Source organism: Achromobacter sp. 1011811831 (assembly GCF_059760905.1).
Genome location: NZ_JCBANG010000069.1, coordinates 15698 through 36115, shown reverse-complemented (window position 1 = coordinate 36115; position 20418 = coordinate 15698). Strand labels below are relative to the sequence as shown.

Annotated in this window: 16 protein-coding genes; 2 read left to right on the top strand and 14 right to left on the bottom strand. The window is 69.4% G+C overall.

What is annotated here, in order from left to right:
* Positions 1 to 63: 63 nt before the first annotated feature.
* A complete protein-coding gene (gene gspF, locus AC6LJ9_RS22355; protein WP_498149247.1) occupies positions 64 to 1269 on the bottom strand; it encodes a type II secretion system inner membrane protein GspF in 1206 nt (401 codons plus the stop codon).
* Between the two features lie 188 nt (positions 1270 to 1457).
* Here gspF and gspD point away from each other — a divergent pair, with 188 nt between their 5' ends.
* A complete protein-coding gene (gene gspD / locus AC6LJ9_RS22350) occupies positions 1458 to 4049 on the top strand; it encodes a type II secretion system secretin GspD (protein WP_498149246.1) in 2592 nt (863 codons plus the stop codon).
* 31 nt (positions 4050 to 4080) lie between these two features.
* Complete coding sequence (gspE, locus tag AC6LJ9_RS22345) at positions 4081 to 5508, top strand: type II secretion system ATPase GspE (protein WP_498149245.1); 1428 nt, start codon at positions 4081 to 4083, stop codon at positions 5506 to 5508.
* Between the two features lie 31 nt (positions 5509 to 5539).
* Here gspE and AC6LJ9_RS22340 read toward each other — a convergent pair whose 3' ends face one another.
* The 13 genes from AC6LJ9_RS22340 to gcl all read right to left on the bottom strand — a co-directional run bounded on the left by AC6LJ9_RS22340 (position 5540) and on the right by gcl (position 20401).
* Complete coding sequence (locus tag AC6LJ9_RS22340; protein WP_498149244.1) at positions 5540 to 5962, bottom strand: type II toxin-antitoxin system VapC family toxin; 423 nt, start codon at positions 5960 to 5962, stop codon at positions 5540 to 5542.
* On the bottom strand, positions 5959 to 6213 hold the full coding sequence (locus AC6LJ9_RS22335; RefSeq protein ID WP_498149243.1) for a FitA-like ribbon-helix-helix domain-containing protein: 255 nt from the start codon (positions 6211 to 6213) through the stop codon (positions 5959 to 5961). Before AC6LJ9_RS22335 ends, AC6LJ9_RS22340 begins: the two co-directional genes overlap by 4 nt.
* Before the next feature lie 186 nt (positions 6214 to 6399).
* Entirely contained in the window at positions 6400 to 7908 is a 1509-nt protein-coding gene (locus AC6LJ9_RS22330) for a nucleobase:cation symporter-2 family protein (protein WP_212321127.1), read from the bottom strand.
* Positions 7909 to 8077: 169 nt separating this feature from the next.
* Positions 8078 to 9307 (bottom strand): M20 family metallopeptidase, encoded by a 1230-nt coding sequence (locus tag AC6LJ9_RS22325; RefSeq protein WP_498149242.1) that lies wholly within the window; start codon positions 9305 to 9307, stop codon positions 8078 to 8080.
* 17 nt (positions 9308 to 9324) lie between these two features.
* Positions 9325 to 11103: a 2-oxo-4-hydroxy-4-carboxy-5-ureidoimidazoline decarboxylase gene (uraD, locus tag AC6LJ9_RS22320; RefSeq protein ID WP_498149248.1), complete on the bottom strand. Its 1779-nt coding sequence runs from the start codon at positions 11101 to 11103 to the stop codon at positions 9325 to 9327.
* A 17-nt stretch (positions 11104 to 11120) separates the two neighbouring features.
* Positions 11121 to 12065, bottom strand: coding sequence for an allantoinase PuuE (gene puuE, locus AC6LJ9_RS22315; protein ID WP_498149241.1), 945 nt, complete (start codon positions 12063 to 12065; stop codon positions 11121 to 11123).
* Positions 12066 to 12138: 73 nt separating this feature from the next.
* Positions 12139 to 13410 carry a urate hydroxylase PuuD gene (locus AC6LJ9_RS22310; RefSeq protein WP_498149240.1) on the bottom strand — a complete coding sequence of 424 codons (1272 nt, stop codon included), beginning with the start codon at positions 13408 to 13410 and terminating at the stop codon, positions 12139 to 12141.
* Between the two features lie 221 nt (positions 13411 to 13631).
* Positions 13632 to 13982: a hydroxyisourate hydrolase gene (gene uraH, locus AC6LJ9_RS22305; protein WP_212322525.1), complete on the bottom strand. Its 351-nt coding sequence runs from the start codon at positions 13980 to 13982 to the stop codon at positions 13632 to 13634.
* A 57-nt stretch (positions 13983 to 14039) separates the two neighbouring features.
* Complete coding sequence (pyk, locus tag AC6LJ9_RS22300; RefSeq protein WP_498149239.1) at positions 14040 to 15467, bottom strand: pyruvate kinase; 1428 nt, start codon at positions 15465 to 15467, stop codon at positions 14040 to 14042.
* A gap of 3 nt (positions 15468 to 15470) precedes the next feature.
* Positions 15471 to 16805 carry a glycerate kinase type-2 family protein gene (locus AC6LJ9_RS22295; protein WP_498149238.1) on the bottom strand — a complete coding sequence of 445 codons (1335 nt, stop codon included), beginning with the start codon at positions 16803 to 16805 and terminating at the stop codon, positions 15471 to 15473.
* A 3-nt stretch (positions 16806 to 16808) separates the two neighbouring features.
* Complete coding sequence (gene glxR, locus AC6LJ9_RS22290; RefSeq protein WP_498149237.1) at positions 16809 to 17711, bottom strand: 2-hydroxy-3-oxopropionate reductase; 903 nt, start codon at positions 17709 to 17711, stop codon at positions 16809 to 16811.
* A gap of 59 nt (positions 17712 to 17770) precedes the next feature.
* Positions 17771 to 18550 (bottom strand): hydroxypyruvate isomerase, encoded by a 780-nt coding sequence (hyi, locus tag AC6LJ9_RS22285; protein WP_498149236.1) that lies wholly within the window; start codon positions 18548 to 18550, stop codon positions 17771 to 17773.
* A gap of 60 nt (positions 18551 to 18610) precedes the next feature.
* The gene (gene gcl / locus AC6LJ9_RS22280; protein ID WP_498149235.1) at positions 18611 to 20401 is read right to left on the bottom strand and encodes a glyoxylate carboligase; all 1791 of its coding nucleotides are present in this window, start codon (positions 20399 to 20401) and stop codon (positions 18611 to 18613) included.
* Positions 20402 to 20418: the final 17 nt, after the last annotated feature.

The following is a 20418-nucleotide window of genomic DNA, read 5'->3' as shown; positions in this document are numbered from 1 at the left end:
CGCCTGGATGACGTGACGGGCATCCAGGCGGCGCGCCATGCCGGTCATGCGGCAACGTCGCGCCTAGCGGATCAGCTGGTTCATCTCCAGGATCGGCATCATCACCGCCAGCACGATCAGCAGCACGAAACCGCCCATCACCAGGATCAGCGCCGGCTCCAGCAGCGCCGTCATGGCCATGGCGCGCCGCTCCAGGTCGCGCGACAGGTTGCGCGCGCCGCGATCAAGCAGTTCGGGCAGCTGGCCGGTCTTTTCGCCGCTGCCGATCAGGTGCACCAGCAGGCTGGGAAACACCTTCTGCGCGCCCAGCGCGGTCGATAGCGGCGCGCCTTCGCGCACGCGCGCCGAGGCCTCGTCCACGGCCTGGCGCAGCACTTCGTTGCTCAAGGTGCGGCGCGCGGCCTCCAGCGAGGTCAACAGCGCCACGCCGCTGCCGCACAGGATGGACAGCGTGGACGCGAAGCGCGCCGCGTTCACGCCCAGCACGAAACGGCCGACCAGCGGCAGGCGCAGCACGCGCGCATGCCAGGCGGTGCGCGCCGCCGGCGCGCGCAGCGCGTAGCGCCACAGCGCGAAGGCGGCGACCAGGGCCGCGCCGGTGGCCAGGCCCCATTCGCGCACATAGTCCGACAGCGCCAGCATGACGCGGGTCAGCATGGGCAGCTGCTGTTTGGCGTGGCTGAAGGCCGACACCACCTGCGGCACCACATAGCCCAGCAGGAACACCACGATGATCACCGACACGCAGGCCACCACGACGGGATAGATGAAGGCCGTCATCACCTTGCCGCGCAGCGCGTTGCGTTCCTCGATGTAGTCGGCCAGCTTTTCCATCACCTGCGCCAGGTCGCCGGATTCCTCGCCGGCGCCGATCAGCGCGCGATAGATCTCCGGGAAGTCGCGCGGCCTTGCGGCCAGCGCCGCCGACAGCTTGTGGCCGGCGCGCACGTCGTCGCGCACGCCCAGCAGCACCGTGGCGATGTGTTTCTTCTCGGCCTGGTCCAGCGTGGCGCTGAGCGCCGCGTCCAGCGGCAGGCGCGCGGCCAGCAGGCTGGCCAGCTGGCGCGTCAGCCAGGCCAGGTCGGCATCGGACAGGCGCGCGCGCAAGGCGCCGCCCAGGCCCTCGGCGCGCGCGGCGGGGGCGGTGGACAGCGGCAGCAGGCCGCGGCCGCGCAGCTGGTTGCGGGCGCCGCGCTCGGTGTCGGCCTCGATCGTGCCGCGCACGATTTTTCCGAGCGCGTCAGTCGCTTCGTAACGAAAGGATGGCATGGTGCGGATTCTGTTTTCGGAATCGATGGCTGATCGGAGGATCTTGAATTCATTGGGTTTTCAGGCCGCCACCTTGCCTCCGGAATATGACTGTAGTGTTGCATTGTCACCCCGTATACTACGACGCGAATTCACTTTCTTTCACACGATTTCACGTCTTTGGTACACATCCCGGGCACACCTACGACATGCGTCAATTCGTGCAACTCAGTCTGGCGGTCCTGTTGGCCGCCAGCCAGATCGGGCCGGCGGCCAGCCCCGCCTACGCTCAACAGGCCGACAATCGTGTCAGCCTGAATTTCGTGGATACCGATATTCCCGCGGTGCTGCGCGCGCTGTCGCTCTTCACGCAGCGCAACTTCCTGGTGGACCCTCGCGTCAAGGGCAAGCTCACGCTGGTCTCGGACCGTCCGGTGGACAGCAACCAGGCGCTGTCCATGCTGACCGGCGCGCTGCGCCTGCAGGGCTTCGCCATCGTCGACGTGGACGGCGTGACCCGCGTGGTGCCCGAAGCCGATGCCAAGCTGCAGGGCAGCGCGGTGGTCGGCGATCCGCGTCCGGCGGCCAAGGGCGCGCCGGTCTCGGTATCCAGCTTCGCGCGCGGCGCGGGCGGCGGCGGCGAGATGCTGACCCGCGTGTTCCCGCTCAAGTACGAGAACGCCGCCAACCTGGTGCCGGTGCTGCGCCCGATGGTGCCGCCCAACAACCCGGTCAACGCCTATCCCGGCAACAACACGCTGGTGGTGACCGACTACGCCGACAACCTGGAGCGCATCGCGGCGGTGATCGCCCGCATCGACGTGCCCAGCTCCATCGACACCGACGTGGTGCCGGTGCGCTCGGGCATCGCATCCGATATCGCGGTGCTGGCCTCGCAGCTGCTGGATACGCAGGGCAATGACCCGACCCAGCGCATCGCGGTGGTGGCGGACCCGCGCAGCAACAGCGTGCTGGTGCGCGCCGGCAGTCCCGCGCGCACCAAGCTGGCCCGCGAGCTGATCCAGAAGCTGGACGCGCAGCAGAACCGCGGCGGCAACCTGCATGTGGTCTACATGCGCAACGCCCAGGCCACCCGCATCGCCGAGGTGCTGGGCGGCCTGCTGACCGGGCAGGCCAATGCCGCCACCGGCGCCGGGGCCCCGCAAGGCGCGACCGCGCCGGGCGCGCAGGGCGGCGGCGCGCGCGCCCAGCGCACGTCCATGAACCAGGGCAACCAGCAGGGGACGGGAGCGTCCTCGTCCACTTCGTCCAGCAAGGGCGGGCTGTCGGGCGAACAGGACCGCATCGCGCGCGACGACAATGGCAACCAGGCGGTGTCGTATTCCGCCGGCGGCGCCACGATCCAGGCCGATCCGGCCACCAACTCGCTGATCATCTCCGCGCCCGAGCCGCTCTACCGCAGCCTGCGCGAAGTGATCGACCAGCTCGACCAGCGCCGCGCGCAGGTGCTGGTGGAAAGCCTGATCGTGGAAGTCAGCGAGGCCAAGGCGGCCGAGTTTGGCATCCAGTGGATGACCGGCGCCGGCAACATCAACGGCGGCGGCACCAGCTTCATCGGCGGCACCAACCTGGGCGGCAGCGGCCTGTCCGGCAAGGGGCCGACCTCGATCGACGCGCTGGGCGGCGGCATGACGCTGGGCGTGGTCAAGGGCACGGTCGACGTGCTGGGCAACAAGGTCATCAACCTGGGCGTGCTGGCGCGCGCCATGCAGAACACCGGCGAGGCCAACATCCTGTCCACGCCGAACCTGCTGACGCTGGACAACCAGTCCGCCAGCATCCTGGTCGGCAAGACCGTGCCCTTCGTGACCGGCCAGTACGTCACCAACGGCAGCAACGGCAGCAACAACCCGTTCCAGACCATCGAGCGCGAGGACGTGGGCCTGAAGCTGAACATCCGCCCGCAGATCTCCGAAGGCGGCACGGTCAAGCTGGACATCTACCAGGAAGTCAGCAGCATCGACGAAAGCCGTTCCTCCATCACCAACGGCATCGTCACCAACAAGCGCGCCATCGACACCAGCGTGCTGGTCGACGACGGCCAGATCATCGTGCTCGGCGGCCTGCTGGAAGACAGCGTCACGCTCAGCTCCAACGCCGTGCCGGGCCTGAGCGCCATCCCGGTGCTGGGCAACCTGTTCCGCTACGACAGCCGCAAGCGCACCAAGACCAACCTGATGGTGTTCCTGCGCCCCTACGTGATGCGCGACGCCAACCGCGCCGCCGGCGTCACCATGGATCGCTATGACTACATGCGCCGCGCCCAGGCGGGCGCGCAGCCGGGCGATCATTGGCTGCTGCCCAACCAGCAGGCGCCCATGCTGACGGCGCCGGGCTCGGCGCCGTCGGTGTCGGGCAATGCCTACGACATGCGGCCGGAGAACCTGGCCGAGACCATGCGCCGCCCGCCGCCCGCGACGGTGGAGTCCTTCGCCGTGCGCCAGTACCCGGCCGCGCGCCAGACCAGCGATCCGGCGATGCCGTTCCGCGTCAGCATGCCGCTGGGCGTGAGCGTGGCGCGCGACCCCGCCTCGCTGTATGGCGAGGCCGACAAGTCCAGCGCCACGCTGCAATTCGCCTCGGTGGACTCGCAGTCCGACGCCGAGCGCATCGCCCAGCGCGTGCGCGGCAGCGGCCTGCAGGCCTATGTGCAGGCCGGTCCCGGCGGCATGGGCTATGTGGTGCGCAGCCAGGTCGCCAAGGATCCGGGCACCGTGTCCACCGCCACCCGCCTGTTGCGCGAGCTGGGCTACAAGAGCGAAGTGGTGTCGCACCTATGAGCGCCGCCTTGCAAGCGGCGGGAGCGGCCGCATGAGCGCCCATCCCTTGCCCTATGCCTGGGCGCGCGCCCAGCGCGCCGTGCTGTCGCTGCGCGGCGGCCGCGCCCAGCTGACGGTCAGCCCGCGCACGCCGCAATGGGCGCTGCGCGAGATCCGCCGCTGCCACGGCGACGTGGAGGTGGCGCAGGTCGAGGACGAGGCGCTGGAAACGCTGCTGACGGCGGCCTACAGCCATGCCGAGGATGCCGCCTCGGTCATGGGCGTGGCCGAGAACGAGATCGACCTGGACCGGTTGCTGCAGGACATGCCCGAGGTGGCCGACCTGCTGGAGGCCCAGGACGACGCGCCCGTCATCCGCATGATCAACGCGCTGTTCGCCCAGGCCGCGCGCGACGGCGCCAGCGATATCCACATCGAGCCCTTCGAGACCCATTCGGTGGTGCGCTACCGCGTCGACGGCACGCTGCGCGACGTGGTCAGCCCGCGCAAGGGGCTGCATGCCGCGCTGATCTCGCGCATCAAGATCATGGCGCACCTGGACATCGCCGAGAAGCGCCTGCCGCAGGACGGCCGCATCGCGCTGCGCGTGGGCGGACGGCCCATCGACGTGCGCGTGTCCACCTTGCCCACCGGCCATGGCGAGCGCGCCGTGCTGCGCCTGCTGGACAAGGAAGCCGGCCGGCTCAAGCTCGAACGCCTGGGCATGAGCGCCGGGGTGCTGGAGCGGCTGGACCGCCTGATCCGCCAGCCGCACGGCATCGTGCTGGTCACCGGCCCCACCGGCAGCGGCAAGACCACCACGCTGTACGCCGCGCTGAGCCGGCTGGACGCGTCCACCAGCAACATCCTCACCGTCGAGGATCCGATCGAGTACGACCTGCCCGGCATCAGCCAGACCCAGGTCAACGCCAAGATCGACATGAGCTTCGCGCTGGCGCTGCGGGCCATCCTGCGGCAGGATCCCGACGTCATCATGATCGGCGAGATCCGCGACCTGGAAACCGCGCAGATCGCGGTGCAGGCCTCGCTCACTGGCCACCTGGTGCTGGCCACGCTGCACACCAACGACGCCGTGTCCGCCGTCACCCGCCTGACCGATATGGGCGTGGAGCCGTTCCTGCTGGCCTCGTCGCTGCTGGGCGTGCTGGCCCAGCGCCTGGTGCGCCAGCTGTGCCCGGCCTGCAAGCAGCCGGCCGAGCATGAAGGCCGCCGCGTCTACCATCCGGTCGGCTGTGCCGCCTGCAACCACACCGGCTACAGCGGCCGCTCGGGCATCCACGAGCTGTTCAGCGTGGACGACGAGGCCCGCCGCCTGATCCACGAGGGCCGCGACGAGCGCGAACTGCGGATCGCGGCCACGGCCGCCGGCATGCGCAGCATGCGGGAAGACGGGCAGCGCTGGGTGGATGAGGGGCGGACGTCGCCGGAGGAGATCTTGCGGGTGACCAGGGACGCGTAGGGCGGGAGGTCGCGTTTGCGCGACCTGGGCCCTATGCGTGCTCCCAAGGATCGATAACGTCCAGGCCAGCGGCCAGGAAGGGGTTGGTGTCGCGCGTGGCAACGGCAAATCCGTTGGCAAGCGCGACCGCCGCGATGCAGGCGTCGGCGGTCTGGATGCCGCTTCCTGCCTCGCGCACCTTTGTTATCAGTTCGGCGTAGGCATTCGTGCAGGCCATATCGAACGGCAGGACGCGCCCGGCAAACATCGGCAATACGCGTTTTTCGATGTGCTCGTGCAGCGCGGTACGGCGCTTGCCTGCAGGCATCAGCGCGATGCCCGCACGCAGTTCGGCGACAGTGATGGCTGACAGGTACAACGTTTCCAGCGGCTGCGCGTCTATCCAATCAATGACACGAGTCTCGGGTGAGGGGCGCAGCGGTTCCGAAATGACGTTCGTATCGAGCAGGATCATTCAAAACTCGCTGCTCGGGCTGGCGCCTGGTCGTGCCCGCTGTCGAAAAGGGCGAGCTCTTCTTCGGTCAGTTTGACCTTGCGTCCGATCTCGGACAGCAGGGAACCCAACTTGACCCGGCCAGCCGGCTTTACAGCGCTTTCCAGGATGTCTCGCATTTCCGCTTCGATGCTGTGCCCGTGTTGAGCGGCTCGCACGCGGATGGCGCGATGTACCTCGTCCGGTACATTACGGATGGTCACGGATGGCATGTTTCAAATCCTCCAATTGATGGATTTTCTTGCATTTTATCAATATGCAAGCAAACTCTCAATTCACATGCGTCCAGCTCCACCGATTGTCGGACCAAATCCGCGACGGGCCGTAAATGGAGATGAAACGTCATGAGAGTGCCGTTGGCGGTATGCCAGCTACGGCACACCTGGCGGCTCACCCCTTCAATGACTCTCCGCCTGGCTCGCCGCCGCGATCACCGCGCGTTCATCGTGCTGCGCGCCGTTCAGGAACAGGTTCAGCAGCACCGCCGTCACCGACGACAGCAGGATGCCGGACTCCACCAGCGGATGCAGGGAATGCGGCATCCATTGCTTGAAGTGGGGTGCGATCAGCGGCACCATGCCGATGCCGATCGAGACCGCCACGATCATGGCGTTGTTGCGGTTGGTCTTGAAGTCCACGCCCGAGAGAATGCGGATGCCGGTGGCCGCGACCATGCCGAACATGACGATGCCGGCGCCGCCCAGCACCACGGTGGGCAGCGACTCGACCAGCGCGGCGATCTTGGGCAGCAGGCCCAGCACCAGCAGGATCAGCCCGCCGGCGGCGCAGACATAGCGGCTCTTGACGCCGGTCACCGCGACCAGCCCCACGTTCTGCGAGAAGCTGGTGTACGGGAAGGTGTTGAAGATGCCGCCCAGCAGCGTGCCCAGGCCGTCGGTGCGCAGGCCCCGGGCCAGGTCCTTCTGGGTGATTTCGCGCGACGTCATGGAGCCCAGCGCCAGGAACATGCCGGTGGACTCGATCATCACCACCACCATGATCAGCGACATGGTCAGGATCATCATGATGTCGAAGCGGGGCATGCCGAAGTGGAAGGGCAGCACGATGTCGAACCAGGCGGCCTGGTCCATTTTCTCGAAGGTCATGATGCCGGCGGCCGAGGCGGCGATGGCGCCGACCACGATGCCCAGCAGCACCGAGATATTGGCGACGAAGCCGCGCGCGTACTTGACGATCAGCAGGATGGACAGCAGCACCACGCCGGCGATGCCCAGGCCGACCGGGTCGGCGTACTTCGGGTTGGGCACCGAGGGCTGGATGGCGAAGCCCTGCGGCAGGGGCGGCGCCTGGCCGCCGGGCGCGGTCACGTCGGCCAGCCACTTGGCGTAGGCCGGGTCGACGATGGCGGGCGCGGTCGGGCCGACGGGGTTGCCGAAGATCCAGTTGATGCCCACGCGCATCAGCGTGATGCCGATGACGGCGATGATGGTGCCGGTGACCACGGGTGGAAAGAAGCGCAGCATGCGGCTGACGGCGGGCGCGATCAGGATGGACACCACGCCCGCGCCGATGATGGAGCCGAACAGCAGCTGCGCGCCCGCCGGCCCCGGCTCGGCCGTGGCCATGGCCGCCATGGGCGCGACCGAGGCGAAGGTGACGCCCATCATGACGGGCAGCTGGATGCCGAACCAGCGCGTGGCGCCCAGCGTCTGGATCAGCGTGATCAGCCCGCAACAGAACAGGTCGGCGGAGATCAGCATGGCCACTTCCTCGGCGCTGAGCTGCAGCGCCCGGCCGATGATGAGCGGCACCGCGACGGCGCCCGCGTACATCACGAGCACGTGCTGCAGGCCCAGGGCGGCGAGCTTGATATTGGGAAGGCGTTGGTCGACGGGATGCCGGTCTGGCGGACACCCCTGGGAGTAAGCGGACGGCGTGGACGGCATGCGTGGTCTCCTGGTGGATACAACTGCTGCGTTACGTATGTGCCTAGTCTGACTTCTGGCTGGCTTGGTTTGTATATGCGGAAATGGGAATTCGATGCTGGACTGCGGGATGCTGCGCGCGCCCGCGGCCGGCGGGCCTGCGGGGCGCGGATCAAGGCTGGGGCGGGCGCTACTGCGGCTGCAGCAGGTCGGCCAGCGCGCGGGCGATGACCTTGGTGGCGCGGCGCAGGTCTTCCAGCGCCACGCGTTCGTCGTTGCGCTTGGCGTGCGACTCCAGCACCGTGCGCGGGCCGGCGCCATAGATCACGCCGGGGATGCCGGCCTCGGCGTACAGCCGCACGTCGGTGTAGAGCGGGGTGCCCAGCGCCGGGATGTCCTCGCCGAAGATCTCCCGGCCGTGCCGCTGGATGGCGTCCACCAGCGGCTTGTTGCCGGGCAGCGGACGCATGGCGTTGGCCAGCAGCAGCCGCTTGATCTCGACGCGGATGCCGGGAAAGGTCGCGGCGGCGTCTTCGATGACGCGGTGGATGTCGGCTTCCACCTCGGCGGCGTTTTCCTCGGGGATCATGCGGCGGTCCAGCTTGAAGCTGACCTTGCCGGGCACCACGTTGGTGTTGGTGCCGCCTTCGATGCGGCCGACGTTCAGGTAGGGGTGGGTGATGCCCGGCACCTGCGAGCGGACCTCGCGATAGCGCGCGTTCTGCGCGTACAGCGCGTTCAGGATCCGGACCGCGCCCTGCAGCGCGTCCACGCCGGTCTCGGGCACGGCCGCGTGCGCCATTTCGCCGTGCACGGTGACTTCCATCTGCAGGCAGCCGTTGTGCGCCGACACCACGGCGTAGCTGAAGCCGGCCGCGATCAGCAGGTCGGGCCTGGTCAGCCCCTGGCGCAGCAGCCAGCCCGGTCCCAGCAGGCCGCCGAATTCCTCGTCGTAGGTGAAATGCAGCTCGACCGCGCCATGGCGGGGCGCGGCCACGGCCTCCAGCGCGCGCACGGCGAAGGTGAAGCTGGCGAAGTCGCTCTTGCTGACGGCCGCGGCGCGGCCGTACAGATTGCCGTCCTCGATCTGGGCGCCGTAGGGATCGCGGCGCCATCCTTCGCCGGGCGGCACCACGTCGCCGTGGGCGTTCAGGGCCACGCGGCGGCCAGGGCCGTACTCGCGCCGCACGATCAGGTTGGTGATCGATTGCAGGCCGTAGTCGCGCACTTCCTGCTCGGGCACGGGGTGGGCCTCGGCCTGCATGCCGAAGGCCCGCAGCAGTTCGGCGGTGCGCTCGGCGTGCGGGGCATTGTTGCCCGGCGGGGTGTCGGTGGGCACGCGCACCAGCTCCTGCAGGAAGAGCACTTCCTCGTCGAAGTGGGCGTCCACCCAGGCGTCGAGTTTCGAATAGTCTGTCATCTTGTGTGTCTCCGGGTTCAACGTGTCATCTCATGCGCCAGCGCATCGAGCAGGTGGCGCAGGGCCTGTGCCGCCAGCTGCATGTCGTCGGCGGTGGTGGATTCGAGCGGGTTGTGGCTGATGCCGAAATTCTGGCCGCGCACGAACAGCATGGCTTGCGGCATGGCTTCGTGCAGCTTCATGGCGTCGTGGCCGGCGCCGCTGGGCATGCGGTGCACGGGCAGGCCCAGCGCCTCGACCGCGCGTTCCCAGCGCGCCTGCCAGGCCGGCGCGCTGGGCGCGGCGGCGGCGCGCAGGGTCTCTTCCAGTTCGCAGCGCAGGCCGCGGCGCTGGCAGATGGCGGCCAGCTCGGCCAACACGTCGGTCGCCAGCGCGTCGCGCTGGGCGTTGCCGGGCGCGCGCAGGTCCAGGCTGAAGCGGCATTCGCCGGGCACCACGTTGATCGAGCCGTTGGGCACGTCCAGCATGCCCATGGTGCCGACCGAATCGCCGTCGCTCGCCGCGCGCCGCTCCAGGTACAGGGCCAGCTCGGCCGTGGCGGCGGCCGCGTCGCGCCGGCGGTCCATGGGCGTGGTGCCGGCATGGCTGGCCATGCCGACGATGCGGCCCCGGTAGCGCACGCTGCCGTTGATCGAGGTGACCACGCCCAGCGGCAGGCCCATCTCGAACAGCACCGGGCCTTGTTCGATGTGCACTTCGACGAAACCCAGGTAGCGCGCGGGATCGCGCCGCAGCGTGGGGATGTCGTCGATGCACAGGCCGGCGTGCTGCATGGCTTCGCGCATCGTGATGCCCTGGGCGTCGCGCTGGTCCAGCCATTCCGGCTTGAAGTCGCCGACCAGCGCGCCCGAGCCCAGGAAGGTGGCGGCGTAGCGCTGGCCTTCCTCCTCGGCGAAGCCGATCACTTCCAGGTGATACGGCAGGCGGCGGCCCAGGCGATGCAGTTCCCGCACGCACGCCATGGGCACGAAGATGCCCAGCCGGCCGTCGTACTTGCCGCCGTTGCGCACCGTGTCGTAGTGGCTGCCGGTCATCAGCGTGGCGGCGTCGGACCGCTCGGCGCGGTAGCGGCCGACCACGTTGCCGACGGCGTCGATCTCGACTTCGTCGAAGCCGCAGTCGCGCATCCAGTGGCTGATGCGCTGGGCGCAGGCGCGGTGCGCGTCCGTCAGGTAGGTGACGGTGAGCTGGCCCTGTTCGGCGTAGCCCGGATCGCTGTGGACGCTGAGCCGCTCATGCCAGTCCCAGATGTCGTTGCCCAGGCTCAGGTCCAGGCCGAACTTGTCGGCCAGGCGGATCTCGACGATGCGGTGGATGTTGCGCAGCGCCTCGCGGAATTCGACGTCGGGCGGATTGTCCAGCCGGCGCTCGAAGGTGGCGATGATCTGGCCGCGCGTCAGGCCGATGCCGCGCGGACCGCGCACGGCCAGGATGAAAGGAAAGCCGAAGCGGGCCAGATAGTCGGCGTTGAGCTGCCGCAGCCGCGCCAGTTCCTCGGGCGAGCAATGGGTCAGGCCGGCCTTGTCCTGCTCATTGGTGGATTCGGTCGTCAGGCTGTTGTCCTGCATGGCGCGGCCGGCCAGCTCCGGGTGGGCGCGGATCAGCGCCAGGCCGGCCTCGGCGTCGGCCTCGTCCAGCACGCGCCGCAGCGCGTCCTGCAACTGCGGCAGCGAACGGAACGGCCGCGCGGCCAGGGCCTGCCGGGCGATCCAGGGCGAATGCTCGTACAGGCCGTCGAGCATGGCCACGGCCTCGTCGGTCGTGGCGGCATTGAGCTGTTCCAGGGTGTAGGCCATGTGGGTCGGAGTCGACATCAACGGGTGGAGGGGAAGGGATGGATGGCGCGCCAGTGCCGGGCGATGTCCAGCCGGCGGCAGATCCAGACGCGGTCGCGCGCCGCGATGTAGTCCAGGAAGCGCTGCAGCGCCACGATGCGGCCCGGCCGGCCCAGCAGGCGGCAATGCATGCCGATGCTGAGCATCTTGGGAGCCTCGTCGCCTTCGGCGTAGAGCGCGTCGAAGCTGTCCTTCAGGTACTGGAAGAAGGGCTCGGCGTGGGAATAGCCCTGCGGCAGCGCGAAGCGCATGTCGTTGCAGTCCAGCGTGTAGGGCACGATCAGCTGCGGCACGACCTTGCCGTCGCTCCTGCGCACCTGCATCCAGAAGGGCAGGTCGTCGCCGTAGTAGTCGCTGTCGTATTCGAAGCCGCCGTAGTCGGCCACCAGCCGGCGCGTGCGCGGGCTGTCGCGGCCGGTGTACCAGCCCAGCGGGCGCGCGCCGGTCAGCTGCTCGATGGCCTGCATGCCCAGGAACATGTGTTCGCGCTCGGTGGCCTCGTCCACGTCCTGGTAATGCACCCAGCGCCAGCCGTGGCAGGCGATCTCGTGGCCCAGCTCGACGCAGGCCGAGGCCAGCTCGGGATGGCGCTGCAAGGCCATGCCCACGCCGAACACCGTCAGCGGCAGCCGCCGCTTCTCGAACTCGCGCAGGATGCGCCAGACGCCGGCGCGCGAGCCGTATTCGTAGATGCTTTCCATGGACAGGTGGCGGTCCGGGTAGCTGGCCGGATTGAACATCTCGGACAGGAATTGCTCGGAGCCCGGGTCGCCGTGCAGCACCGAGTTCTCGCCGCCTTCCTCGTAGTTCAATACGAACTGCACGGCGATACGCGCGCCGCCCGGCCAGCGCGCGTGCGGCGGATGGCGGCCGTAGCCGGCCAGGTCGCGGGGGTAGGGCAGCGTGGCGTCGTAGGTGTGCATGGAGGCGAGGGAGGAAGGATTGAAGGGGCGCGGGCAGAACGGGAGCGGCAACAGGCCGTTCCCGCCGGCGGGCCTAGCGCGTGGGCGCGCCCGCCTTGAACCAGGTGTCGATCAGCGCGCGTTCGTCGTCGGTCATGCCGGTGGAATTGCTCATCGGCATCACGCGCGACACCACCACCTGCTGGTAGATGGCCTGCGCGTGGCTGGCGATCTCCTGGGGCGAGTCCAGGCGCACGTTCTTCATCTGCACCTGCGCGCCGTGGCACAGCAGGCAGCGCTGTTCCACCACCTTCTGCACCCGCCCGAAATCCGCGCCGGGGGCAGGGGCGGCGGCCGCCGGCGGCACCACGGACGCGGCCAGCGTCGCGGCGGCCGATGGGGCCGGGGCGGGACGGTCGGCGCGGATCTCGGGGCGCGGCTCGGGGCGCATCCACATCAGCGTCAGGCCCAGCACGGCGACGCCCAGCAGCGCATAGCCCAGCGGATTGCGGGCGTTGCCCAGCTTGAAGCGGTGGCGCACCACGAAGAACTGGCGCACGGCCGCGCCGCCCAGCATGATCAGCAGCAGCACCAGCCAGTTCTGCGGATGGGTGTAGGTGACGCTGTAGTGGTTGCTCATCATGGCGAACACCACCGGCAGCGTGAAATAGGTGTTGTGCACGCTGCGCTGCTTGCCGCGCTGGCCGTGCACCGGGTCCACCGGCAGGCCGGCCTTCATCGCGGCCACGTTCTTGCGCTGGCCGGGAATGATCCAGAAGAACACGTTGGCGCTCATGGTGGTGGCCATCATGGCGCCCACCAGCAGGAAGGCGGCGCGGCCGGCGAACCAGTGACAGGCCAGCCACGAGGCCGCCGCGATGAACACCGCCACCAGCGCGCCGACGACGACGTCGCCGTGCCTGCCACGGCCGAACAGCCGGCAGATGCCGTCGTAGACCAGCCAGAAGACCACGAAGAAGGCCAGCGCGACGGCCACGGCGGTGCCGGGCTGCCAGTCCATCTTTGATCGGTCTATCAGGTAGGTGCTGGCGTTCCACAGGTAGGAAACGGTGAACAGCGCGAAGCCGGTCAGCCAGGTGCTGTAGCTTTCCCAGAACGACCAGTGCAGGTGCTCGGGCAGCCGCTTGGGCTGTACCGCGTATTTCTGCATGTTGTAGAAACCGCCGCCATGCACCGCCCATTGCTCGCCGCCGACACCCTTGTCCAGTGACTCCTGGTCGCGGGGCTTTTCCAGGCTGTTGTCCAGCATGACGAAGTAGAACGAGGCGCCGATCCAGGCGATCGCGGCGATGATGTGGGCCCAGCGCAGCAGCAGATTGACCCAATCCAGGTAATAGCCTTCCATTTACGCTCCCGCAGTGGGCAGAGCCGGCCATGGGCTCTGCCGCACTGCTTACCACCGCGGGCGCTGTAAGCAGAAAACAGATCGCGCACAAGGCCCGTCGGACCCCGCACCGCTGCGATCAAGATACGAAAATTGTATGCAAAGTGTGGCGACAAAACTACCCCCGCAGGCGTCCCGACGGCATCAGGAATACCCTGATCCGGGGCGCCTGCCACCCGGCGTCATGAGCCGCGATAGGTGGAGTAGCTCCAGGGGCTGACCAGCAGCGGCACGTGATAGTGCTGGTCCGTGTGCGCCACGCCGAAGTCCAGGCTGACCCGGTTCAGGAAGTTGGGTTCGGGCAGGGCCACGCCCCGCTGCCTGAAATAGCCGGCCACGTCGAAGACCAGCCGGTAGGTGCCGATCTTCAGGTCCTGCGCGGTGTACAGCGGCTGGTCGCTGCGGCCGTCGTGGTTGAGCGCGAAACGGCGGATCAGCGTGGCGTCGTCGCCCTGGGTGGCGTAGAGCGCCACCTCCATGCCCTGCGCGGGACACCCGTGCATGGTGTCGAGTACGTGCGTGGTCAAGCCCATCTTGTCTCCTTGGCTGGCCGCGGGATCGCGGCGCGAGCCATGTTTATATTTGATTTTTCAAGCGGTGGCGATGCGCAGCAGGTTGGTGGTGCCGGCCTTGCCGAAGGGCATGCCGGCGATGATCGCCAGCGTCTGTCCGGCGCTGCAGAAGCGCTCCTGCGTCGCCACGGCGCAGGCCAGGCGGGTGGACTGCGCGATGTCGGCCACGTCGTCCACGTGCACGGAATGCACGCCCCACACCAGCGTCAGCCGCCGCGCGGCCGCCAGGCTGGGCGTGAGGCTGAGCACCGGCGCCTCGGGCCGTTCGCGCGCCGCTCGCAGGCTGGTGGCGCCGGAACTGGTGAAGCAGACGATCGCGGCCGCCTTGAGCAGCGCGGCGGCGTGGCGCATCGCGCAGCACACGGCCTGGGCCGTGTCCGACTGACCCGGCACGGCGGGGGAATGCGATGCGTCGATCAGCTGGCGGTACTGCGGATCGGCCTCGGTGCCCTCGATGATGCGGCTCATCATCGCGACCGCGGTCTGCGGATGCTTGCCGGTGGCGGATTCGGCCGACAGCATGACGGCGTCCGCGCCGTCGTAGATGGCGGTGGCCACGTCGGAGGCCTCGGCGCGCGTGGGCACGGGGCTCTCGATCATGGATTCCAGCATCTGCGTGGCGACGATCACCGGCTTGCCGGCGCGGCGGCAGCCGCGCACGGCGTGCTTCTGGATCGCGGGCACCTGTTCGGCAGGCAGTTCCACGCCCAGGTCGCCGCGCGCCACCATCAGCGCATCGGCCTGGGCGATGATCTCGTCCTGCCGCTCGACCGCCGAGGGTTTCTCCAGCTTGGCGATGATGCGGGCGCGGTCACCGATCCGCTCGCGGGCCTCGATGATGTCCTCGGGCCGCTGCACGAAGGACAGCGCGATCCAGTCGGCGCCCAGCGCCAGCGCCGTGTCCAGGTCGCGCAGGTCCTTGGGCGTGAGCGCGGAAATCGGCAGCACCACGCCCGGCACGTTGACGCCCTTGCGTTCGGACAGCCGTCCGCCCACCAGCACCTGGGTATCCGCGCTGGCCGCGTCGCAGGCGTCGACGCGCAGGCGCAGGCGGCCGTCGTCCAGCAGCAGCTCGGCGCCGGGCACCAGCGCGGCGAAGATCTCGGGGTGGGGCAGGCAGACGCGGTCGGCGTTGCCGGGGCGCGGGTCCAGGTCCAGGCGGAAGCGCTGGCCGGGCTGCAATTGCGCCGGCCCCTGCGCGAAGGTGCCCACGCGCAGCTTGGGGCCTTGCAGGTCGGCCATCACGCCGATGGGGCGGCCGGTCTCGGCCTCGATTTCGCGCAGGATGGCCATGCGGACCGCATGATCCTCGGCGCTGCCGTGGCTGAAGTTCAGCCGGAACACGTCCACGCCGGCATGGAACAGGCTGCGGAGGGTGTCGCGGTCGCTGCTGGCCGGACCCAGCGTGGCGACGATCTTGGCGCGGCGGTTGCGGCGTAGGGACATGGCTCAGGTTCTCTGCGTGGAAGAGGGGGCGGGGGCTTGCGCGACGTCGGGCCAGGGGTCGCCGGGCTTCGCGTCGATAAGGATGGCGCGGAAATCGTTGACGTTGGTGCGCGTGGCGCCGGTCACGATCGAGGCGCCCAGCGCCTTGAAGAAACCGTGGCCGTCGTTGTCGGCCAGGGCCTGCGCGGGCTTGATGCCCAGCGCCCAGGCGCGCGCCAGCGTCTGCGGGCCGATGCGGGCGCCGGCGATGTCCTCGGCGCCGTCCACGCCATCGGTGTCGGCCATCAGGGCGTGGATGCGCGGATGGCCGCGCAGCGCCAGCGCCAGCGACAGCAGGCATTCGACATTGCGCCCGCCGCTGCCCTGGCCGCGCACGGTCACGGTGGTTTCGCCACCCGACAGCAGCACGCAGGGCGGGCGGAACGGCTGTTCGCGCTCGGCGGCCTGCAACGCGATGCCGGCCAGCACCTTGCCGACGTCGCGCGCCTCTCCCTCCAGCGCGTCGCCGAGGATGTGGGCGTCGTAGCCGGCCTGGCGCGCCACGGCGGCGGCCGCCTCCAGCGCCATCTGCGGCGTGGCCGCCATGCGGATCTCGGCGCGCGCCAGGCGGGGATCGCCGGGTTTGACGGACTCGGCGCGGCCCGAGCGCAGCGCGTCCAGCGCGGCCTCGGGCAGGGCGATGCCGTAGCGCTGCGCGATGTCCAGCGCGTCGGCGCAGGTGGTGGGATCGGCGCAGGTGGGGCCGGACGCGATGTCCAGCGGCCGGTCGCCCGGCACGTCGGACATCAGCAGGGTGATGACCCGCGCCGGATGGCAGGCCGCCGCCAGCCTGCCGCCTTTGATCGCGGACAGGTGGCGCCGCACGCAGTTCATCTCGCTGATGGTCGCGCCGCTGGCCAGCAGCGCGCGGTTGACGGCCTGCTTGTCCTGCAGCGTCAGGCCGTCCAGCGGCAGCGGCAGCAGGGCGGAGCCGCCGCCCGAGATCAGGCACAGCACGGTGTCTTCCGGGCGCAAGCCGCTCACCAGGTCCAGCATGCGGAGGGCGGCGCGCAGCCCGGCCTCGTCGGGCACCGGATGGGCGGCCTCGACGATCTCGATGCGCGCGCAGGGCGCCGCATAGCCGTGGCGCGTGACCACCAGGCCCGTCAGCGGCCCGTCCCAGCGGGATTCGACCGCCTGGGCCATCGCCGCCGAGGCCTTGCCGGCGCCGATGACGATGACGCGGCCGCCGCGCAGCGTGTCCGGCGTGGGCAGGTGCGCGGCCACGCAGCGCTCCGGCTGGGCGGAGGCGACCATGGCGTCGAACATGCGGCGCAGCAGGGCGTCGGGACTGTGCATGGCTCAGGCCTGCTGGCCGATCTCGAAATTGGCCAGCTTCTCCAGCGCGCGCACCAGCGCCGAATGATCCCAGGCCTTGCCGCCGTGCGCGGCGCAGGCGTTGAACATTTCCTGGGCCGTGGCGGTGTTGGGCAGCGATACGCCCAGCGCGCGGGCGCTGGACAGCGCCAGGTTCAGGTCCTTCTGGTGCAGCTCGATGCGAAAGCCCGGATCGAAGCTGCGCTTGATCATGCGCTCGCCGTGCACTTCCAGGATCTTGCTGGACGCGAAGCCGCCCATCAGCGCCTGGCGCACGCGCGCCGGGTCGGCACCGGCGCGCGCCGCGAACAGCAGCGCCTCGGCCACCGCCTGGATGTTCAGGGCCACGATGATCTGGTTGGCCACCTTGGCGGTCTGGCCGTCGCCGTTGCCGCCCACCAGGGTGATGTTCTTGCCCATCAGATCGAACAGCGGTTTCACGCGTGCGAAGACCGCCTCGTCGCCGCCGGCCATGATGGACAGCGTGGCGTTGCGGGCGCCGACCTCGCCACCGGAGACCGGCGCGTCCAGGTAGTCGCAGCCCAGCGCGCGGATCTTCTCGGCAAAGCGCTTGGTGGCGATCGGCGAGATCGAGCTCATGTCGACCACGGTCTTGCCCTCGGCCAGGCCGGCGGCGATGCCGTGCTGCGCGAACAGCGCGGACTCCACGTCGGGCGTGTCCGGCACCATGATGAAGACGATGTCCGAGCGCTCGGCCACGTCGCGCCCGTTCAGGCAGGACACGGCGGTGGTCTCGGCGATCTCGCCGGGCAGCTTGCCCAGCGTGTGCACGTAGAGCTGGTGGCCGGCGCGGGCCAGGTGCCCGGCCATGGGCGCGCCCATGATGCCCAGGCCGACGAAACCGATCTTGAGCGGCGATGCAGTCATTGCTTGTCTCCTGCGGAAGGGAAAACGCGTGTTGTTGTGAAGGCGGAGCCGGACGGGCGTCACCGCGCCAGCGCTTGCCGCCAGCCCAGGCCGGCGGCCGTGGTGGTGGCGGGCTTGTATTCGCAGCCGACCCAGCCGGCGTAGCCGAGCCGGTCCAGCAGGGCGAGCAGATAGGGATAGTTGATCTCGCCGGTGCCGGGCTCGTTGCGGCCCGGGTTGTCGGCCAGCTGCACATGGCGGATCAGCGGGAAGTACTGGCGCAGCGTGGCCGCCAGCTCGCCCTCCATGCGCTGCGCGTGATAGATGTCGTACTGCAGGAAGGCGTTGTCGGCGCCGGTCTCGGCCAGGATGGCGGCGGCCTGGGCCGTGCGGTTCAGGTAGAAGCCGGGAATGTCCAGGGTGTTGATCGGCTCGATCAGCAGGTTCAGGCCCGCCCGCTTCAGGGCGCTGGCCGCATGGCGCAGGTTGTCGATGAAGGTGGCGCGCAGGCGCGCGTCCTCGACGCCGGCGGGCGCCTTGCCGGCCAGGCAGTTCAGCTGCTTCACGCCCAGCGCCTGGGCGTACTCGATGGCGCGGCCGACGCCGGCGCGGAATTCCTCGACCCGGTCCGGATGGCAGGCGATGCCGCGCTCGCCGGCATCCCAGTCGCCGGCCGGCAGGTTGTGCAGCGCCAGCTGAAGACCGTAGTCGTCGAGCCGGCGGCGGATTTCCGAGGCGGGCCAGGCGTAGGGGAACAGGAACTCGACGGCCTCGAAGCCGTCCTCGGCGGCGAGGGCGTAGCGGTCCAGGAAGGGGACTTCGGTGTACAGCATGGTCAGGTTCGCGGCGTAGCGGGGCATGGAACTCTCACTGAATCAACATGGCGGGAAACGGAATGCGGCCGTCCTTGGGGTCCGGCCCTAGGCCAGCAGGCCGGCCTCGGCCAGGCCCTTGGCGCCTTCGGGATGGCGGCAGTCGATGTCCTCGAACTCGACGATGTTGTCGATCTCGGTGCCCATGGCGATATTGGTGACCCGTTCCAGGATCACTTCCACCACCACCGGCACGCGGTGCTTGCGCGCCAGCGCCTGCGCCTCCAGCAGCGAGGCCCGCAGCTTGCCCGGGTCGGTGACGCGGATCGCCTTGCAGCCCAGGCCCTGGATCACCTGTACGTGGTCCACGCCGTAGCCCCGCAGCGCGGGGTCCGAGACGTTCTGGTTGTCGAAGGCCAGCTGCACGCAGTAGTCCATCTCGAAGCCGCGCTGGGCCTGGCGGATCAGGCCCAGGTAGCTGTTGTTCACCAGCACCTGCACATAGGGCAGGTTGAACTGCGCGCCCACCGCCAGCTCCTCGATCATGAACTGGAAGTCGTAGTCGCCGGACAGGCCCACCACCATCCGCGACGGATCGGCCGCGACCACGCCCAGCGCGGCCGGCACGGTCCAGCCCAGCGGGCCGGCCTGGCCGCAGTTGATCCAGCGGCGCGGGCCGTAGACGTGCAGGAACTGCGCGCCGGCGATCTGCGACAGGCCGATGGTGGACACATAGATCGTGTCGCGGCCAAACGCCGCGTTCATTTCCTCGTAGACGCGCTGCGGTTTGATCGGCACGTTGTCGAAATCCGTCCGGCGCAGCATCAACCGCTTGCGCTCGGCGCAGCGCGCCGCCCAGTCCGTGTAGTCGCGCAGCCGGCCGGCGGCCTTGCGCTCGCGCGCCACCTCGATGAACAGCGCCAGCGCCGCCCCGGCGTCCGACACGATGCCCAGGTCCGGGTTGAAGACGCGTCCGATCTGCGTGGGCTCGATATCCACGTGCACGAACTTCCTGCCGCGCACATAGGTCTCGACGGAACCGGTGTGGCGGTTGGCCCAGCGGTTGCCCAGGCCCAGCACGAAATCGCTGGCCAGCAATGTGGCGTTGCCGTAGCGGTGGCTGGTCTGCAGGCCGCACATGCCAGCCATCAGCGGATGGTCGTCGGGTATCGCGCCCCAGCCCATCAGCGTGGGGATGACCGGCACGCCGGTCAGTTCGGCCAGCTCCACCAGCTGCGCGGACGCGTCGGCGTTGATGACGCCGCCGCCGGCCACGATCAGGGGCCGGTCGGACGCGGCCAGCATGTCCAGCGCCTTCTCGACCTGCTTGCGCGTGGCGCGGGGCTGGTACACCGGCAAGGGTTCGTAGGTGTCGATATCGAAATCGATCTCGGCCATCTGCACGTCGAAGGGCAGGTCCACCAGCACCGGGCCGGGGCGGCCCGAGCGCATCAGGTGGAATGCCTGCTGCAGCACGCGCGGCACCAGCGCCGGCTCGCGCACGGTGACCGCCCACTTGGTCACCGGCTTGGCGATGGACTCGATATCCACCGCCTGGAAGTCCTCCTTGTACAGGCGGGCGCGCGGCGCCTGGCCGGTGATGCACAGGATGGGGATGCTGTCGGCACTGGCCGAGTACAGCCCCGTGATCATGTCGGTGCCGGCCGGCCCCGAGGTGCCGATGCACACGCCGATATTGCCGGCCTGGGCGCGGGTATAGCCCTCGGCCATGTGCGAGGCGCCCTCGACGTGGCGCGCCAGCACATGGGCGATGCTCTGCCGCTCGCGCAGGGCCGCGTAGAACGGGTTGATGGCGGCGCCCGGCACGCCGAACGCCTGCGTGACGTTTTCCTTTTCAAGAACCAGCACGGCGGCCATTGCCGCCCTCATCTTGGCCATGCGCATCTCCTGCGGTG

Excerpts from the sequence above, each read along its gene's own strand:
- gspF (WP_498149247.1), bottom strand. The coding sequence starts at position 1,269 with ATGCCATCCTTTCGTTACGAAGCGACTGACGCGCTCGGAAAAATCGTG.
- gspD (WP_498149246.1), top strand. The coding sequence starts at position 1,458 with ATGCGTCAATTCGTGCAACTCAGTCTGGCGGTCCTGTTGGCCGCCAGC.
- gspE (WP_498149245.1), top strand. The coding sequence starts at position 4,081 with ATGAGCGCCCATCCCTTGCCCTATGCCTGGGCGCGCGCCCAGCGCGCC.
- AC6LJ9_RS22340 (WP_498149244.1), bottom strand. The coding sequence starts at position 5,962 with ATGATCCTGCTCGATACGAACGTCATTTCGGAACCGCTGCGCCCCTCA.
- AC6LJ9_RS22335 (WP_498149243.1), bottom strand. The coding sequence starts at position 6,213 with ATGCCATCCGTGACCATCCGTAATGTACCGGACGAGGTACATCGCGCC.
- AC6LJ9_RS22330 (WP_212321127.1), bottom strand. The coding sequence starts at position 7,908 with ATGCCGTCCACGCCGTCCGCTTACTCCCAGGGGTGTCCGCCAGACCGG.
- AC6LJ9_RS22325 (WP_498149242.1), bottom strand. The coding sequence starts at position 9,307 with ATGACAGACTATTCGAAACTCGACGCCTGGGTGGACGCCCACTTCGAC.
- uraD (WP_498149248.1), bottom strand. The coding sequence starts at position 11,103 with ATGGCCTACACCCTGGAACAGCTCAATGCCGCCACGACCGACGAGGCC.
- puuE (WP_498149241.1), bottom strand. The coding sequence starts at position 12,065 with ATGCACACCTACGACGCCACGCTGCCCTACCCCCGCGACCTGGCCGGC.
- AC6LJ9_RS22310 (WP_498149240.1), bottom strand. The coding sequence starts at position 13,410 with ATGGAAGGCTATTACCTGGATTGGGTCAATCTGCTGCTGCGCTGGGCC.
- uraH (WP_212322525.1), bottom strand. The coding sequence starts at position 13,982 with ATGGGCTTGACCACGCACGTACTCGACACCATGCACGGGTGTCCCGCG.
- pyk (WP_498149239.1), bottom strand. The coding sequence starts at position 15,467 with ATGTCCCTACGCCGCAACCGCCGCGCCAAGATCGTCGCCACGCTGGGT.
- AC6LJ9_RS22295 (WP_498149238.1), bottom strand. The coding sequence starts at position 16,805 with ATGCACAGTCCCGACGCCCTGCTGCGCCGCATGTTCGACGCCATGGTC.
- glxR (WP_498149237.1), bottom strand. The coding sequence starts at position 17,711 with ATGACTGCATCGCCGCTCAAGATCGGTTTCGTCGGCCTGGGCATCATG.
- hyi (WP_498149236.1), bottom strand. The coding sequence starts at position 18,550 with ATGCCCCGCTACGCCGCGAACCTGACCATGCTGTACACCGAAGTCCCC.
- gcl (WP_498149235.1), bottom strand. The coding sequence starts at position 20,401 with ATGGCCAAGATGAGGGCGGCAATGGCCGCCGTGCTGGTTCTTGAAAAG.